Raw genomic sequence first — 17,535 nt, 5'->3', positions numbered from 1 at the left:
CACATGCTAAAAATTAGAACGTTTTCTTGAAGTTCAGCATCACACCTTTGTCGCTGATGCCGTCCTCTTTCCAGTTGTACGCATCCAGATTCAGTGAACTTTCTTTGCTGCTGTACTTCACGCCGACGCTTGCCAGGCTGTTGATACCGCCGCCCTTCTGCCCGTCATCGACGTTAAAGTGCTGGCTGCCAGCGCCTGCCAGGCTTGCCGTGCGCTGGCTCTTCGCGTAGCTCAGGTTTGGCCCGCCTTCCAGCGTAGCGCTCGCACTCCAGCCGTCTTTTCCTGCGTAGTCCAGTTTCAGCCCGACGATGCTGTCTACCGCCGTTTCGCTGCCGCTGTTCATGCTCAGGTTAAAGTCTCCGGCATTGCGTTCCTTATAGCCACCTTCCAGTGTGTGACGCAGTTTTACACCCGCATATGGTGTGATCTTCAGCCCTTCGCTCGGTTCGAAAGTCTTCGCCCCTTCGCTGCGGAGCTCCAGGTACTGCTGCTTCACGTCGGTATCAGCCGTTTTGTTCGTGTTGCTAAATGCAATCGAACGGCTGCTGTCAAGGTTGTGAACGTCATAACGCAATGCGTTATTCCAGTTCATGCCATTGTCGAAGGACATCTGGTGCTTCAGGCCAAAGAACTGGCTGTAGCCGCCGGTCACACCGTTGTCGCCTGCTTTCTGCGCACCATCGCCATCGAGACGCGCGATACCGTACTCCAGACTCATCGTCTGGCTTTCGCTCAGGTCGATGGTTTTACGCAATGCCAGCATGTCGTATTCGGTATTATTACCTAACTCGGCACGCGGATCGCCTTTCGCTACAACGTTGAACGCCAGACCGTTACCCACTTTCGGCGCGGCATCCGCCAGCATACTAAAGCGGTTGCTTAACACGCGCGCTTCCCGGAATACCGTGGTCGCCTGGCTGCCACTAATTTGCTTAAGTGCGCTGTTCAGTTCGGCAGTCGTGCCGACGTTCAGGCTGGTAAACAGTTCGTTGTTGGTGTAACCCGCATCCAGTGCCTTCGCGACATCATTCACCGAAGAATCAGTTGCTACCTCGGTGTAGGCGTTTTTACTCATGGTGACGTCAACGTTGCCGTTGGCATCGGTGCTGCCCTTAGCGTTCCAGACAACTGTGGAGGAAGTGATATTCTCCACGCCGCTGATATTTTCACCTTTGAAAACATCATCAATCACTACGCTGGTATCAGCAGTACCGGCACTGAATCCAGTATTAACCGTGACGTTGTCACTTATGACCAAATTATTGGCTTTCAGCGTGCCGGAACTTCCGTCACTGTTGGTACCAATGGTGTAATTGGTGAGTTTTTGCTGGGTAACTGACTCAACAGGCGCAGCAGGTACGTTGCCCTGTCCTGGTGTCGCAGAAGCATTCGGTACAGTGATATCAACAGTACCATCATGATCATTTCTCGTCCCTGTTGTATTTGGTGCATAAATATCGCAATCAATATTACACAGCAGGTTGATAATCCCATTATTCACAATCGCTTTAGTCGAGCCACCAAACGCCCATGAATTATCTGCGTAAACATTAATAACGCCCTCTTGAGTATTATTAATCGTCGTTGCAGAACCATTTCCTTTGATACCAATCAGCCCCTCACCATTAGTTCCATCAGCCTGACCCTGCTCGGTGCCGACATTAATCGTACCACTGTTCACCAACTGGACAGTATAACTGGTCGTTCCGCCGCTAATAGCAACTGCCCCATCACCCTGAATATTGATTACCCCGGCATTTGCGAAATTATACCCACGGCCTAAATCAATCAACGGAGCATCTGGATTAATACCATTAATAACACCTGTTTCCGTATTCCAGATCCATTTACCGTTACTGTTTGATCCTGTACTTGCTGTTTTAATAGCACTGTAACCGTTAGTGGCGGTAATCGTGCCACGGTTAACCTGCGCAAGCGAGTCATTGGGGCGAGTCACATTAACAATGGTGTTTTCACCTCCTGCAATAGCATTTCCGCTATTACTGAGCGTTGAATCTGCTTCGTTATACAGTACGAAACTGCCATTCATTAATGATTTACCATCAGCAGTAACTGCCATTTCGCCAGTGTTGACAATGTTTTGTCTGTAACTGGTTCCCTCAATAACACCGCTGAATTTCCCTTCGTTGTAGAAATTAATTCCACCATTCAGGGTCAGCAGATCAGTTGTCATGCTTGCTGTCGCACGATTGTAAATACTGGCGTTGGCATTAATGGTATCAGAATCCAGCACTCCGCTGTTTTCCAGCCCTTGTACAATATTCAAATCACCATTAATTGTCAGACTGGCATTATCTTCATTGTAAAGCCACTTCGTTGCTTTTAAATCGCTGTTAATAGTTTCATTGCCGTAATTGGCTAATGAATTTGTAGTAATAAATCCATCTCTGGCTGATGTCTTCGTGACCGATTCACCACTATCACTCAACTCTGTTAATAGATCGCTATTGTCTGTTGCCGCGCCCATATGCGGATCAGTTTCATCTATTGGAGTACCGAACAGATTAATAGAACCGTAATTCATAATTGTGCCAGTGCCATCGTTATAGAATGCCTGGCCGCTATCAACATTAATATTAATAATGCCTGTCTGGTCATTAATGGCAGTACCATTATCATAAACAGCCATCCCTACCAGGGTATTTGCTCCCAGAGAATCATCATAATATCCATTTTTCTCCAGGTTAATCGTACCCTGGTTAATAACAGTATTACTGATCCCATAGGCCGCCATACCTGCCCCAGCATTATAAATAGTAATAATGCCGTCCAGTTTGTTGATTGCTGTTGAATTTTTCCCTGGTGAAGGATAGCTATCAGTACCAACGGCCATACCTGTACCGAAATCAATAGCGCTGCTGGTCGCGATATCATCTCGCAGTACAGTCGTGTCGTTTGCATCTACCCACAGAGAATCCAGTGTAATTTTACCCTTATTTTCCGCTGTTGATTCTATCATAGCGAGCATGCCGACACTTCCACGCCCATATAAATCAATAATGCCACTGTCACTATTAATAACTGTGCTATTTGATTGAGCAACCAATCCTGTCAGGCTACTGACATCATTATTGAAGATATTTTGGTTAGATGTACCTGTTAAAAATTTATTAAATACACTGTGCTGCTCCATTACCTTACCAGTAATGGTGCCTTCATTAGTGGCACTACTATTATTGGTGGCCAGTAAAACAAAAGGTGATGGTGTTGGATCTTCATCATTTTGTAATAACAAGATCGTACCACTATTTATACCTGTTGTGTTTTCACCATTAACAAATGCAAAACCTAGATTCTGAATTTCCACAGTGCCTTTATTAACAATTTTCGCACCAGATTCAGCATATATAAGTTCCGGCGTTCTTGTCGCATAATGCTCAAAACTGTCAATATCCTGCATTTTTAACGTAGCACCACTGCCAATTTCCAGTAGCGCTTTATTATATAACTGGATAACGCCAGCGTAGCCCAGAGGAAATTCTCCGCTGATTGTTGTATCACCATTTAGATAAACTGATGATTCACCATTAACGACAATAAGGCCAGTAAAACTATAGCCCGTGCGCAAGGACGCAATCTGCGAACCATCCGTAAGCGCATTTTTCTCCCCTATCAGCTCAATACCGCCATTCATATTAACGGTATTGCCATTGCCACTGACAATCAGACCTGACGCTTCCTCTGCACTGCCATCAAATGCATTATTCTTACGAGAAGTCAGTTCGCTGTCTGAAACAACCGTTAACTTACCGTCCAGTGTTACAGTATTATCATGGCCATAGACATTAATACCCACGGATGGATCGTAGAAATAATCTGCCGCATTGTCTGCAGTTTGATCTTTATCAACCAGAACGTTACCCGTGATATTCAGCGTATTTGCATTACCTGAAACGTTCACACCCGTCGCTTTCTGCCCGATTACATTTAGATCTTTTGTCGCCAACGTCACGCTGTTACTATTGCCGTTAAGATTGACGCCGGTCGAGAAATCGCCAACCTGCATACTCCCTGCGAGAGTAATATTCCCTTCATCAGTTTTGAAATTAAACCCGGTAGCCGAATTACTGACATCAACATTGCCCGTATTGGCAAACGTTGCTTTGTCTCCGTCAATAAATATGCCAACCGAATCCTGATCCGTAACGGTAATATTGCCTTTGTTATCCACCGTCGCGCTGTCACCGATGATATCAATGCCGTGAGCGCCGCCACTGACATCCAGATCGCCGTCCTGAATAACGGTGCCGTTATTACCGTTGATTTCCGTGCCGGTGGAATCCTTGCCATCAACGGTGTTTTTACCGCCGTTATTCGCCGTGGCGCCGTCACCGTTAATCTGTGTGCCGGTGCCACCGTTGGTGATGGTGCTGTCGCCTTCGTTATTGACAACCGCCTGGTCGCCGTCAATCTGGATACCGATGGACTCCGGATCGGTAACGGTCATGKGCCGTTGTGTCCACCGTCGCGCTGTCGCCGGTGATATCAATCCCGTGTGCGCCGCCGCTGACGTCCAGATCGCCGTCCTGGATAACCGTGCCGTTATTGCCGTTGATTTCTGTACCAGTGGCGTCTTTACCGTCAACGGTGGTTTTGCCGCCGTTATTCGCCGTGGTGTCGTCACCGCCGGTGCCACCGTTGGTGATGGTGCTGTCGCCTTCGTTATTAACAACTGCCTGGTCGCCGTCGATCTGAATACCGATGGATTCCGGATCGGTCACGGTCATAGTGCCGTTGTTGTCCACCGTCGCGCTGTCGCCAGTAATATCAATGCCGTGACCGCCGCCACTGACGTCCAGATCGCCGTCCTGGATAACTTTCCCGTTATTGCCGTTGATTTCCGTACCGGTGGAATCCTTGCCATCAACGACTGTTTTGCCGCTGTTGTTAGCGGTGGCGTCGTCACCGTTAATCTGTGTGCCGGTGCTGCCGTTGGTGATGGTGCTGTCGCCTTCGTTATTGACAACCGCCTGGTCGCCGTCAATCTGGATACCGATGGACTCCGGATCGGTAACGGTCATGGTGCCTTTGTTATCTACCGTCGCACTGTCGCCGGTGATATCAATGCCGTGACTGCCGCCGCTGACATCCAGATCGCCGTCCTGAACAACTTTCCCGTTATTACCGTTGATTTCCGTACCGCTGGAGTCTTTACCGTCAACGGTGGTTTTGCCGTTGTTATTTACTGTGGCATTATCACCCGTAATAATGAGTTCACCATTGTGATTATATTGCCACGTTATTGCGCCATCTGCGCTCACCCCTTCAAGGGCTACGGTATTATTTGCTTCATTAATCTGCCAAAGATCAATCGTTGCCTTACGCCCATTGCTATCTTGCAGAGAAATAGTCCCATCGGCATTCTCGCTATAAGTAAAAACGGTATCGCGAATCGTTAACGTTTTTGCTGTTTTATCGAAGATAACGTCATTATTAAACGAAATGGGTTTGGGGGGCTGCGGGGGATCATCTTGACCATCGTCCGGGATTATATCATCTCCGCCAGGCGTTGGGGGTACTGGAGTATCGCCTGAATCATCATCGGGTGGTGTCGGCGGTACAGGGGCATTGTTGCCATGATGATGATTACCATCGTCGTTTAGTTCGACGACCGCCAGCGCGGTGATTAACGCAAAGGCACCAGAGGCAACCCACGGCATAAGGTTTTGTTGTACTTGTGGAGAACATTCGGGAGGGATTTGCTTTAACGCTTCCGGAGTCAGCTTGTCAGGGTCTGCCGGACAAGTCACATTGGTATTTTTCTTTTCGCCTGTGGCCGTTTCTGTCTCTGTAATATCAGCCGCCCAACCCTGACCACTCAGAGCTAATGCAATACAGGCTGATAATAGGGTTTTCCTTTGCATAATAAATCCTTCTGACAAATATAAAGAATGCCAGAATTCATAAAGATCATTGAAATCAACAACCCTTACAAATATCTGACTGTAAAATATTCAAAAAATATATGAGAGGCATTCTATATTGTCAGCAGTACATTATTCAACCTATTTTGTTGGCATTACCTAAATATAGATACAGTGAATATATAACAACATAAGAACAATATTTATATATGATTAAAAATCTTCTCAATACAATAATGATTTCGATATTAAATTCACGTAGAGAATATTATTAATGTTGATTATTTGTTGGGATTATTTATTTGATGAGCAGCAATTCACTAGAGTTGCGAACGCCTCTCTTTTAAGACATTCATCTTTTTCTCAGGAATGCCGGTGTAATCGGTGTTTTCCTTTGCAGCAACACCTGCACTATGATCTTGTGAACTAATACCGTATTTTTCACCGACTACGACCAAATGGTGTTTGAACTACCGTTGCATGTTATTTCCGTATCCACATACCATTTATGCCCTGCACGTATTCACCGAGTTTTGCCTTTTCCACCAGCTTCGCCCCTGCCAGATTTGCCACTTCTTCCAATGGGATATTATGGCTTTCAGCGAGCTTCTGATAACTCTCTTTCCGTGCCTGGTTGATATTTGCTACCAGCTCGCGTGTTTCCGGATCAGGGCTTATAGCCGCAAGGTAGCCATTATGCCTTTCACCTACCCGCCCCTGACTTCTGGCTTCATTCAGGGTTAATGCCATCGCACTACTGCTCACCAGGCCAATAATCCATACCGCTATGAGTAATGTTCTTTTCATCATTACCTCAAAAAAGATCGCTACGGGTTTTGAGCAAATCTTCAACATCTTTGTCCGCCTTGATGATGATCTCATGCTCAATTTTAACGTTCATATTAATGGTGATTGGCTCTTTCGGTGCAGCCACTTCAATGCGCGGCGTACAACCAACCAACATAAAAGAGGACGCGAACGCGGCTATCACTATTTTCATTGTTTTTCCTCACACTCTTTTCCTGATGGGCAGCCAGTTTCCGGGAGTCGGGCATTCTGTTCCAGCCATGCCTGGAGATTATCGCCAAAGCGTAAACTGCGCCACAGCGTGAAAATATTCTCTTCATGGCTGTAATTGAGATTTACCGTACCGGTTTTACCATCGACGCGACTATTACCACTGATCGTCGCCTGCATGGTTAACACGCCGAGATTATCTAAATTAATTTTTGTCGATGAACGGCTAATTTCCATATAGCGCAACCAGTTGATGGCAGTTCCAGCGGTCATATTGTCTTTTGCTACTGCATCGGCGGTGTCTTTATCCAGGCGCAAAGTCATGGGACCTGCGTTTGCCAGCCAGCCATCTTTCACAATCCATTTTTCATTATTAAGCCATAGCGGCAATGCACCACTAAATGCCCCTGACATAGCGAATTGCTTCGGATTGACGGCGCTAACCAGCTCACTGGAAGAGAGATTATTCAGTCGCAACAGCGCCGGATCGTGTTGCGGCATACGTAATTGTTTCATCAGCACGTTACCGCCCAAAACATCAACACTCACATCGGTCAGTAACAAGGGTTCGTCTTCGGTCCACGGATAACGGCCCTGAAGATCGGCAGTGATATTTTTTGCCGTCACCAGGTTAACCACCTCAGCAATACGTAATGACACAGGCCGCCGCGTTCCCAGGTGCCACGCACCGTCGGCAAAACGAAATGGCAAAACAAAGTCGACACCGTTGACCTGGTTGTCTGGCATCCACGCGCTGCCACCTTTCAACACGCCATGCCCACCCGCACGGAAACCCTGCTCAGGCGCAGCAGAAAATGCCACCTGGGCATACAACTCGCCATCACGTAAGTTCATCTTCCAGTCTGGTGGCACCAGCGGCTGGAATACGGTCAGTGATTGTTTTGGCCACCAGGCGTTGCCGCGCAGGCGAATACCGTCCCAGCGACCATTCACCCGTACCGGACCAATCTCACCAGCATGTAAATCCCCTTTGAAGAGGAAATACGTCGGATCGCGTCCATCGACACTAAATTTTAAAGTTGATGGCGGTAACACACTACCGCCCGTGAAAAGTGTTTGTCCTGCATCCAGCGAAAGCGCCCCTCGAAACGAAGGTTTCTGTGGGTCACGTACCCAGACGACGGGCTCGTCGAGAATCAATCGCGGATTTTCTACCGTCATTGTGCCATATTGCAACTGATCGAAACCGGTCGAGAGGTCGGTCAGCGTAATCGTGCTGTCCTGCCACTCACCTTTTCCTGCAACATCCCAGGTGGCGTGCATTGGGGTAAAACTGCCCTTGCCCCAGTAACGCCACTGCCAGCGGCCTGCGTCAGGGAGAAAATCATTCGCCAGCCCATCCATATGCAGCACAAAGTCGCCCAATTCATTTTCATGAGCCTGCAAAATGGCCTGCAAGCGACCGTCCACACCACGTTGTGTCACTTTAACACCTGCTAACGGCCAGCGGATTTCGTCAATGTCCAGCGAATCGATGACTCTCCCTTTAGAGCGTAATAATGCGCCCGGTTCAAAGGCCAGCGTTGGGTCAGCCAGACTTCCACTTAAGTGAGCAGGTAAGCGAGCATATAAAATGAGATCTGCCTGTTTCGCTTCACCGGTCAGTTGCAGCGGCATCTGACTGTTATCCATGCTTAATTTTCCTGGGCCGAAATTAAGCACCGCGTTACCCTTACCCGCTTGCCCCTGGGTCAGCACACTCAGTCGACCACTAACCAACGCGTTCTCAAGCCCTGCCTGCCAGTTGTCGACTTTGATACCCAGCCGCCCACTCAGGGGAAAACCTTCATACGGCCAGCTCCAGCGACCATCGCTAACGGTCAACTGTTGACGGGTAATTTCCCACGGCAAATCGAGCAACGGATCGCCGTTATCTCGAGCCATTACAATCAATTGCCCACTATTTTCCTGCCACTCCAGCTCGGCATCCACCAGTGACGGCTCCTGCGGCAGGTTCAACGTTGCTGTAGCATGACCACTTACCGGAAGCCCATCCGGCACAAGCGGCATGGTAAATTCTCCCACCAGTTTTACTGGCGGCTGATTTGCAAAGGCGGCAACATCCAGTTCACTGACCGTGAGTTGCTGCCCTTTAAGTTGGCCTTGAAATTTAACTTTTTCGCCCTGATAACGGAGTTGCTGGATATCGGAGGTCAACGATAGAGAGAGTTTTCCCTGCCATTCCTGCCAGGGTGAAAAAATCAGTTTATCAATATTGATCCAGGTGTTAGGCAGCATGGATTGCCACTGCGCAAGAGTTTTCGGCGCGGCTGGCGAGGGTTCTTCCTGTGGCAATTTCGCCAGGCAAGTGGAGTCAAGTTCTACTGTACCGACGTTCAATAACCAGCGGCTGGGATGCGAAAGGCTGGCATCGGTGATATGTGCCAACTGGCAATCCGCCACCAAATAACGAAGATCGGGAATAATTAAACCTTTACGCGTAATGCGTGGACTTTCATCCAATGCAATGCGTGTACCAAGCGGTAGCCAGATACCCGCCAGCGTGGGAACCCACAGCCCGAGCGTCATCAGCAGCGTCAACGGCACAAGAATAATCAGTAATAGTAGCGCGAGAACGGCTTTATATTTACCCAACATGGGTAGTTAATATCCTGATTTAGCGAAAAATTAAGCAGTCAATACAGGTATTGTGGCATGTTTAACCGTTCAGTTGAAGGTTGCGCCTACACTAAGCATAGATGTTCCTGGAATTTTCAATATCGCCATAACTTTCAATTAAATTTTAAATTTTGTAAAATATTTTTAGTAGCTTAAATGTGATTCAACATCACTGGAGAAAGTCTTATGAAACTCGCCGTATATAGCACAAAACAGTACGACAAAAAGTACCTGCAACAGGTGAACGAGTCCTTTGGCTTTGAGCTGGAATTTTTTGACTTTCTGCTGACGGAAAAAACGGCAAAAACCGCCAATGGTTGCGAAGCAGTATGTATTTTCGTAAACGACGACGGCAGCCGTCCGGTGCTGGAAGAGCTGAAAAAGCACGGCGTTAAGTATATCGCCCTGCGCTGTGCCGGTTTCAATAACGTCGACCTCGACGCGGCAAAAGAACTGGGGTTTAAAGTGGTGCGTGTCCCGGCTTACGATCCGGAAGCCGTCGCTGAACATGCGATTGGTATGATGATGACGCTGAACCGTCGTATTCACCGCGCGTATCAGCGTACCCGTGACGCCAACTTCTCTCTGGAGGGGCTTACTGGTTTTACTATGTACGGTAAAACGGCGGGGGTGATTGGCACCGGTAAAATCGGTGTGGCAATGCTGCGTATACTGAAAGGTTTTGGTATGCGTCTGTTGGCATTCGATCCGTATCCAAGTGCGGCGGCGCTGGAACTCGGCGTGGAATATGTCGATCTGCCGACCTTGTTCTCTGAATCAGACGTTATCTCCCTGCACTGCCCGCTGACGCCGGAGAACTACCACCTGCTGAATGAGGCGGCGTTCGATCAGATGAAAAATGGCGTAATGATCATCAACACCAGCCGTGGTGCGCTGATTGATTCACAAGCCGCGATTGAAGCACTGAAAAACCAGAAAATTGGCTCGCTGGGAATGGACGTGTATGAGAATGAACGCGATCTGTTCTTTGAAGATAAATCCAACGATGTGATTCAGGATGATGTTTTCCGTCGTCTGTCAGCCTGCCATAACGTACTGTTCACCGGACACCAGGCATTCCTGACGGCAGAAGCCCTGACCAGTATTTCCCAGACAACGCTGCAAAACTTGAGCAATCTGGAAAAAGGCGAACCCTGCCCGAACGAACTGGTTTAATCTCACCGCTCCCCTGTCATACAGGGGAGCTTATTCAGATAATCCTCAAAGATATTTGATCTTCTATTCTTAAAATATGTTTTAAGGACGGATAAGACGCAATCAGCGTTGCATTCGGCAAACAGCACCAAATTTATACCTTAAGTAGAGAACTAAAATGAAGAAAGTTGCCGCGCTAGTCGCGCTAAGCCTGCTGATGGCGGGATGTGTAAGTAATGACAAAATTGCTGTAACGCCAGAACAGTTACAGCATCACCGTTTCGTACTGGAAAGTGTAAATGGTCAACCTGTTGCCAGCGAGAAAAACCCGCCAGAAATCAGCTTTGGTGAAAAGATGATGATTTCTGGCAACATGTGCAACCGCTTTAGCGGCGAAGGTAAACTTTCGGACGGAGAACTAAAAGTTAAAGGACTGGCAATGACTCGTATGATGTGTGCCAATCCACAGCTTAACGAACTCGATAACACCATCCGCGAAATGCTGAAAGAAGGTGCGCAAGTGGATCTGACCGCGAATCAGTTAACGCTGGCGACCGCAAAACAGACATTAACGTATAAGCTGGCGGATTTAATGAATTAATAACTGCCACAACTTCCGGCGGCAAGCGACTGTTCGCTACAGCGTTTGCCGTTGGGCAATGCACACATCCCGATCGCTGTACCATCCAGTTGACGGGCAACGGAAAGCGAACCGCCAATCATTGCACAATTTGCCTCTCCACTACTCGACATTGACGCTTTTAAACCTGGGGCCACATGCGCCGCGGTCGCCTGCTGAACAGGTTCACTACTACACGCCGACAACAATAAAACGGCAGCCCCTACGCACAACATTACTCGCATCTTTACTTCCTCAAATCTTTAAGTCCAACGAAACCGCCGTAATAATAGGCAGCTCAGGCGGCTACGTCGAGAACTGTATGTGAATTGCAACGTTTTTTTACTATTTTGTGGCTATTTTTTTGCCCGGGATTTGATCAAAACATTCATTACGCTGATATAGAGAACACAAAAGCGAAAATGCAGCAGAAAGCCATTTGCTAAAATTAAAAGATTATTACTGGGCGCGCAGCTTTTTCGTGCGCCCCTCATTTGCGCAATGTAAGGGTGTCGTATGATCACAATTGACGGAAATGGCGCGGTAGCTTCGGTGGCATTTCGCACCAGTGAAGTTATCGCCATTTACCCTATTACCCCGAGTTCCACGATGGCTGAACAGGCTGATGCCTGGGCCGGAAACGGCCTGAAGAACGTATGGGGAGATACACCTCGTGTGGTTGAAATGCAGTCAGAAGCTGGCGCTATCGCAACTGTGCATGGTGCTTTGCAAACAGGCGCTCTTTCGACATCATTTACATCGTCGCAGGGTTTACTGCTGATGATCCCGACGCTGTATAAACTGGCAGGTGAGCTGACGCCGTTTGTACTGCATGTGGCAGCGCGTACTGTGGCCACTCATGCGCTCTCTATTTTTGGCGATCATTCAGATGTGATGGCGGTACGTCAGACTGGCTGCGCCATGCTGTGTGCAGCAAACGTGCAGGAAGCCCAAGATTTTGCTCTCATTTCGCACATCGCAACGCTGAAAAGCCGCGTACCATTTATTCATTTCTTTGATGGTTTCCGCACTTCCCACGAAATCAACAAAATTGTCCCACTGGCCGACGACACTATTCTTGAGCTAATGCCCCAGGCAGAAATTGATGCTCATCGCATTCGCGCACTTAACCCGGAACATCCGGTAATCCGCGGTACGTCGGCTAATCCGGACACTTACTTCCAGTCACGTGAGGCCACTAACCCGTGGTACAACGCGGTCTATGACCATGTTGAACAGGCGATGGCTGATTTCGCTGCCGCTACAGGTCGCCAGTATCAGCCGTTTGAATATTATGGTCATCCGCAAGCGGAACGGGTAATTATCCTGATGGGGTCGGCCATCGGCACCTGTGAAGAAGTCGTGGACGAATTGCTGACCCATGGCGAAAAAGTGGGCGTACTAAAAGTGCGACTTTACCGCCCTTTCTCCGCCAGACACTTACTGCAAGCATTGCCGAACTCTGTACGTACTGTGGCGGTGCTGGATCGCACCAAAGAGCCTGGTGCGCAGGCAGAACCCCTGTATCTGGATGTAATGACGGCGCTGGCTGAAGCCTTTAATAATGGCGAGCGCGAAACACTGCCACGCGTCATTGGCGGGCGCTATGGTCTTTCATCCAAAGAATTTGGCCCAGACTGTGTACTGGCGGTATTCGCCGAACTCAACGCAGCTAAACCGAAAGCGCGCTTTACGGTTGGTATTTATGACGATGTGACCAATTTGTCGCTGCCATTGCCGGAAAATACTCTGCCGAACTCCGCAAAACTGGAAGCTCTCTTTTACGGGCTGGGTAGCGACGGCAGCGTTTCCGCAACTAAAAACAATATCAAAATTATCGGTAATTCCACGCCGTGGTACGCACAGGGCTATTTTGTTTACGACTCCAAAAAGGCGGGCGGCCTGACGGTTTCTCACCTTCGCGTGAGCGAGCAGCCGATTCGTTCCGCTTATCTCATTTCCCAGGCTGATTTTGTTGGCTGCCACCAGTTGCAGTTTATCGACAAATATCAAATGGCTGAGCGTTTAAAACCTGGCGGCATTTTCCTGCTCAACACGCCGTACAGCGCAGATGAAGTGTGGTCGCGACTGCCGCAAGAAGTTCAGGCTGTGTTGAATCAGAAAAAAGCGCGTTTCTATGTGATTAACGCGGCGAAAATCGCCCGTGAATGTGGGCTGGCAGCTCGCATTAACACCGTCATGCAGATGGCTTTCTTCCACCTGACGCAAATTCTGCCTGGCGACAGCGCCCTCGCAGAATTGCAGGGCGCCATTGCCAAAAGTTACAGCAGCAAAGGCCAGGATCTGGTTGAACGCAACTGGCAAGCTCTGGCGCTGGCGCGCGAGTCCGTTGAAGAAGTACCACTGCAACCGGTAAATCCGCAAAGTGCCAACCGTCCACCAGTGGTATCTGATGCCGCACCTGATTTTGTCAAAACGGTTACCGCTGCGATGCTCGCCGGACTTGGCGACGCCCTCCCCGTTTCAGCGCTACCACCAGACGGCACCTGGCCGATGGGAACTACTCGCTGGGAAAAACGCAACATTGCCGAAGAGATCCCTATCTGGAAAGAGGAACTCTGTACTCAATGTAACCACTGCGTCGCCGCTTGCCCACATTCCGCCATTCGCGCGAAAGTCGTACCGCCCGAAGCGATGGAAAACGCTCCGACCAGCCTGCATTCACTGGATGTGAAATCTCGTGATATGCGCGGGCAGAAATATGTGTTGCAGGTCGCACCGGAAGATTGCACCGGTTGTAACCTGTGCGTAGAAGTTTGCCCGGCGAAAGACCGACAAAATCCAGAGATCAAAGCCATCAATATGATGTCGCGTCTGGAACATGTGGAAGAAGAGAAAATCAATTACGACTTCTTCCTGAATTTACCAGAAATCGACCGCAGCAAACTGGAACGTATTGATATTCGTACTTCGCAGTTGATCACTCCGCTGTTTGAATATTCTGGCGCTTGCTCCGGTTGTGGTGAGACGCCGTATATCAAATTGCTCACTCAGCTCTATGGCGATCGGATGTTGATTGCCAACGCTACTGGTTGTTCTTCTATTTACGGCGGCAACCTGCCCTCCACGCCATATACCACTGATGCCAACGGTCGTGGACCGGCATGGGCGAACTCGCTATTTGAAGATAATGCCGAATTCGGCCTTGGTTTCCGCCTGACGGTCGATCAACACCGTGTCCGCGTGCTGCGTCTGCTGGATCAATTTGCCGACAAAATCCCTGCTGAGTTACTGACTGCGTTGAAATCAGACGCCACGCCAGACGTTCGTCGCGAACAAGTCGCTGCTCTGCGCCAGCAACTCAAAGATGTGGCTGAAGCGCATGAACTGCTGCGTGACGCAGATGCGCTGGTGGAGAAATCAATCTGGCTGATTGGTGGTGACGGCTGGGCTTACGACATCGGCTTTGGCGGTCTGGATCATGTGTTGAGTCTGACGGAAAACGTCAACATCCTGGTGCTGGATACGCAATGCTATTCCAATACCGGTGGTCAGGCGTCGAAAGCTACCCCGCTTGGCGCGGTAACTAAGTTTGGTGAACATGGCAAACGCAAAGCACGCAAAGATCTTGGTGTTAGCATGATGATGTACGGTCATGTTTATGTCGCGCAGATTTCTCTGGGCGCACAACTCAACCAGACGGTGAAAGCGATACAGGAAGCGGAAGCGTATCCGGGGCCATCGCTGATTATTGCTTACAGCCCATGTGAAGAGCACGGTTATGACCTGGCATTAAGTCACGACCAGATGCGTCAACTCACCGCAACGGGCTTCTGGCCGCTGTATCGCTTTGATCCGCGTCGAGCCGATGAAGGTAAACTGCCGCTGGCGCTGGATTCCCGCCCGCCTTCAGAAGCTCTGGAAGAAACGCTTCTTCATGAGCAGCGTTTCCGCCGTCTGAACACGCAACAGCCGGAAGTGGCAGAACAGTTATGGAAAGATGCCGCCGCTGATTTGCAAAAACGTTATGACTTCCTGGCACAAATGGCCGGAAAGGCGGAAAAAAATAGCACCGAGTAACCTTTCTGGATAACTATTATCCAATTAAAAAAAAAAGCCCGAACGAAAGTTCGGGCTTGTCTTTTTATTCGTTGGAAAAACATTAGTAATGCAATGACCCAACCGAAAATAAAATCTGTGACAATAAAGGCATATAACCCGCGCAGAATAACCCATGCTTTATTAAATGTATAATTTTTATTTTGCATGATTCCCCAGCAACACATTCATCAAACTTATTACTATTTCCATAGAATTATTTGATTAAGGTTTTACTTAAGGCGTAACAAATGATATTTATCTGCTAACTGAACTTCTCCTTTAGGATGTTTTCATTCCCCAAACAGGGGAAATTAAGTCAAATAAAATAACTAAAGGATTTATTCAATGAAAAGCAAAGTACTGGCGCTCTTAATCCCTGCCCTGCTCGCCGCAGGTGCTGCACATGCAGCAGAAATTTATAATAAAGACGGCAATAAATTAGACCTGTACGGCAAAGTCGATGGCCTGCATTATTTTTCTGATAATGCGAATAGTGATGGCGATCAAACTTATGTACGTTTTGGTTTTAAAGGCGAAACTCAAATTACCGATCAACTGGTTGGTTATGGTCAATGGGAATATAACGTTCAGGCTAATGGCTCTGAAAATGATAAAGGCGACTCCTGGACTCGTCTGGCATTTGCCGGTCTGAAATTTGGTGACTTCGGTTCATTTGACTATGGTCGTAATTATGGTGTGATGTACGACATCGAAGGCTGGACAGATATGCTGCCTGAATTCGGTGGCGACTCTTATACCAAAGCCGATAACTATATGACCGGTCGTGCAAACGGCGTCGCGACCTACCGTAACACCGATTTCTTCGGTCTGGTTGATGGCCTGAACTTTGCGTTACAGTATCAGGGAGCGAACGAAAACCAGGTTAGTCATGAGCAAGAAGGTACTGCAAACGGTGGCAGTCGTAATATTAAGAATGCCAATGGCGACGGTTTCGGTATCTCCTCTACCTACGACTTAGGTATGGGGGTGAGCATTGGTGCTGCGTATACCAGTTCTGATCGTACCAACCAACAGGCTGAATTCTCTACTGCAAAAGGCGATAAGGCTGACGCATGGACGGCAGGGGCAAAATACGATGCTAACAATATCTACCTTGCAACCATGTACTCTGAAACCCGTAACATGACGCCTTACGGCAATTCAGCAAATACGATTGCCAACAAAACCCAGAACTTTGAAGTTACTGCCCAGTATCAGTTTGATTTTGGCCTGCGTCCGGCTGTCTCCTTCCTGATGTCTAAAGGCAACGATTTGGTCGGTACTGATGGCGATAAAGATCTGGTTAAATACGCCGACGTTGGCGCAACATATTATTTCAACAAAAACATGTCCACCTATGTTGATTATAAAATCAACCTACTAGATGAGGATGACAGCTTCTACGCTGCGAACGGTATCTCTACCGATGATATCGTTGCTTTAGGTCTGGTATACCAGTTTTAATCTTGCCTGCCCGCCGTTTGGCGGGCATTTTCTTCATATTTATCCTCCCTTGATCTAAATTAAAAATGTGAACTCCGTCATTACACAAAATGAGTCATCTGGCGTTACACTTTATGCGGATACTAAAACAGGAGGTTTTATGAACAGAACGATTCTTGTCCCTATCGATATTTCAGATTCAGAATTAACTCAACGTGTGATTAGCCACGTTGAGGCAGAGGCAAAGATTGATGATGCAGAGGTTCATTTCCTGACGGTAATACCTTCGCTACCCTACTATGCCTCTCTGGGATTAGCGTATTCCGCAGAGTTACCGGCAATGGATGACCTGAAAGCGGAAGCCAAATCGCAACTGGAAGAAGTCATTAAAAAATTCAAACTGCCGACTGACAGAGTGCATGTCCATGTTGAAGAAGGTTCGCCAAAAGACCGTATTCTGGAAATGGCGAAAAAAATCCCTGCTCACATGATAATCATTGCTTCTCATCGACCGGATATCACCACCTACCTGCTCGGCTCTAACGCCGCTGCCGTAGTACGTCACGCAGAGTGCTCAGTGCTGGTCGTGCGCTAACACTAACGCCCGCAGACCGCTGCGGGCTTTTTGATTCATTTCGCAAATGTGCTGACATTTTCCCCTCTAATCCGTACCATACACGCCACAGTTTTTATATCAGATTTCTTATGCTGGGC

9 protein-coding genes and 1 pseudogene are annotated in these 17,535 nt (G+C 48.3%); 5 read left to right on the top strand and 5 right to left on the bottom strand.

The features are described from left to right. Window positions 1–13: 13 nt before the first annotated feature. From FFT88_RS05555 to FFT88_RS05540, 4 genes and pseudogenes are all read right to left on the bottom strand, one after another. Window positions 14–5,885, bottom strand: a pseudogene (locus FFT88_RS05555) (autotransporter domain-containing protein). A gap of 483 nt (window positions 5,886–6,368) precedes the next feature. After that, window positions 6,369–6,692: a YdbL family protein gene (locus FFT88_RS05550; protein ID WP_135404468.1), complete on the bottom strand. Its 324-nt coding sequence runs from the start codon at window positions 6,690–6,692 to the stop codon at window positions 6,369–6,371. Window positions 6,693–6,699: 7 nt separating this feature from the next. Continuing rightward, window positions 6,700–6,885, bottom strand: coding sequence for a YnbE family lipoprotein (locus FFT88_RS05545; RefSeq protein WP_000706310.1), 186 nt, complete (start codon window positions 6,883–6,885; stop codon window positions 6,700–6,702). Next, window positions 6,882–9,521: a YdbH family protein gene (locus FFT88_RS05540; RefSeq protein WP_135404320.1), complete on the bottom strand. Its 2,640-nt coding sequence runs from the start codon at window positions 9,519–9,521 to the stop codon at window positions 6,882–6,884. Before FFT88_RS05540 ends, FFT88_RS05545 begins: the two co-directional genes overlap by 4 nt. A 207-nt stretch (window positions 9,522–9,728) precedes the next feature. Between FFT88_RS05540 and ldhA the strand changes: the two genes are divergently transcribed. Both ldhA and hslJ read left to right on the top strand, forming a co-directional pair. Further along, a complete protein-coding gene (gene ldhA, locus FFT88_RS05535; protein WP_064527367.1) occupies window positions 9,729–10,718 on the top strand; it encodes a D-lactate dehydrogenase in 990 nt (329 codons plus the stop codon). Window positions 10,719–10,875: 157 nt separating this feature from the next. Beyond that, window positions 10,876–11,298, top strand: a complete 423-nt coding sequence (hslJ, locus tag FFT88_RS05530) for a heat shock protein HslJ (RefSeq protein ID WP_130208751.1) — start codon at window positions 10,876–10,878, stop codon at window positions 11,296–11,298. On the opposite strand, the gene FFT88_RS05525 is transcribed toward hslJ, so the two are convergent. Continuing rightward, a complete protein-coding gene (locus tag FFT88_RS05525) occupies window positions 11,295–11,561 on the bottom strand; it encodes a DUF333 domain-containing protein (RefSeq protein WP_064527363.1) in 267 nt (88 codons plus the stop codon). The genes hslJ and FFT88_RS05525 overlap by 4 nt on opposite strands. 271 nt (window positions 11,562–11,832) lie before the next feature. Between FFT88_RS05525 and nifJ the strand changes: the two genes are divergently transcribed. The 3 genes from nifJ (at window position 11,833) to uspF (ending at window position 17,416) form a co-directional block, all read left to right on the top strand. Further along, entirely contained in the window at window positions 11,833–15,357 is a 3,525-nt protein-coding gene (gene nifJ, locus FFT88_RS05520; protein WP_135404319.1) for a pyruvate:ferredoxin (flavodoxin) oxidoreductase, read from the top strand. 366 nt (window positions 15,358–15,723) lie between these two features. After that, the gene (ompC, locus tag FFT88_RS05515; RefSeq protein ID WP_135404318.1) at window positions 15,724–16,842 is read left to right on the top strand and encodes a porin OmpC; all 1,119 of its coding nucleotides are present in this window, start codon (window positions 15,724–15,726) and stop codon (window positions 16,840–16,842) included. Window positions 16,843–16,981: 139 nt separating this feature from the next. Beyond that, entirely contained in the window at window positions 16,982–17,416 is a 435-nt protein-coding gene (gene uspF, locus FFT88_RS05510; RefSeq protein ID WP_130216116.1) for a universal stress protein UspF, read from the top strand. Window positions 17,417–17,535: the final 119 nt, after the last annotated feature.

The sequence above is a fragment of the Escherichia sp. E4930 genome (genome assembly GCF_005845405.1).
Taxonomy (GTDB): domain Bacteria; phylum Pseudomonadota; class Gammaproteobacteria; order Enterobacterales; family Enterobacteriaceae; genus Escherichia.
Note: the sequence above shows the minus strand (reverse complement) of the source record. Positions and strands in the feature narration are given on the sequence as shown.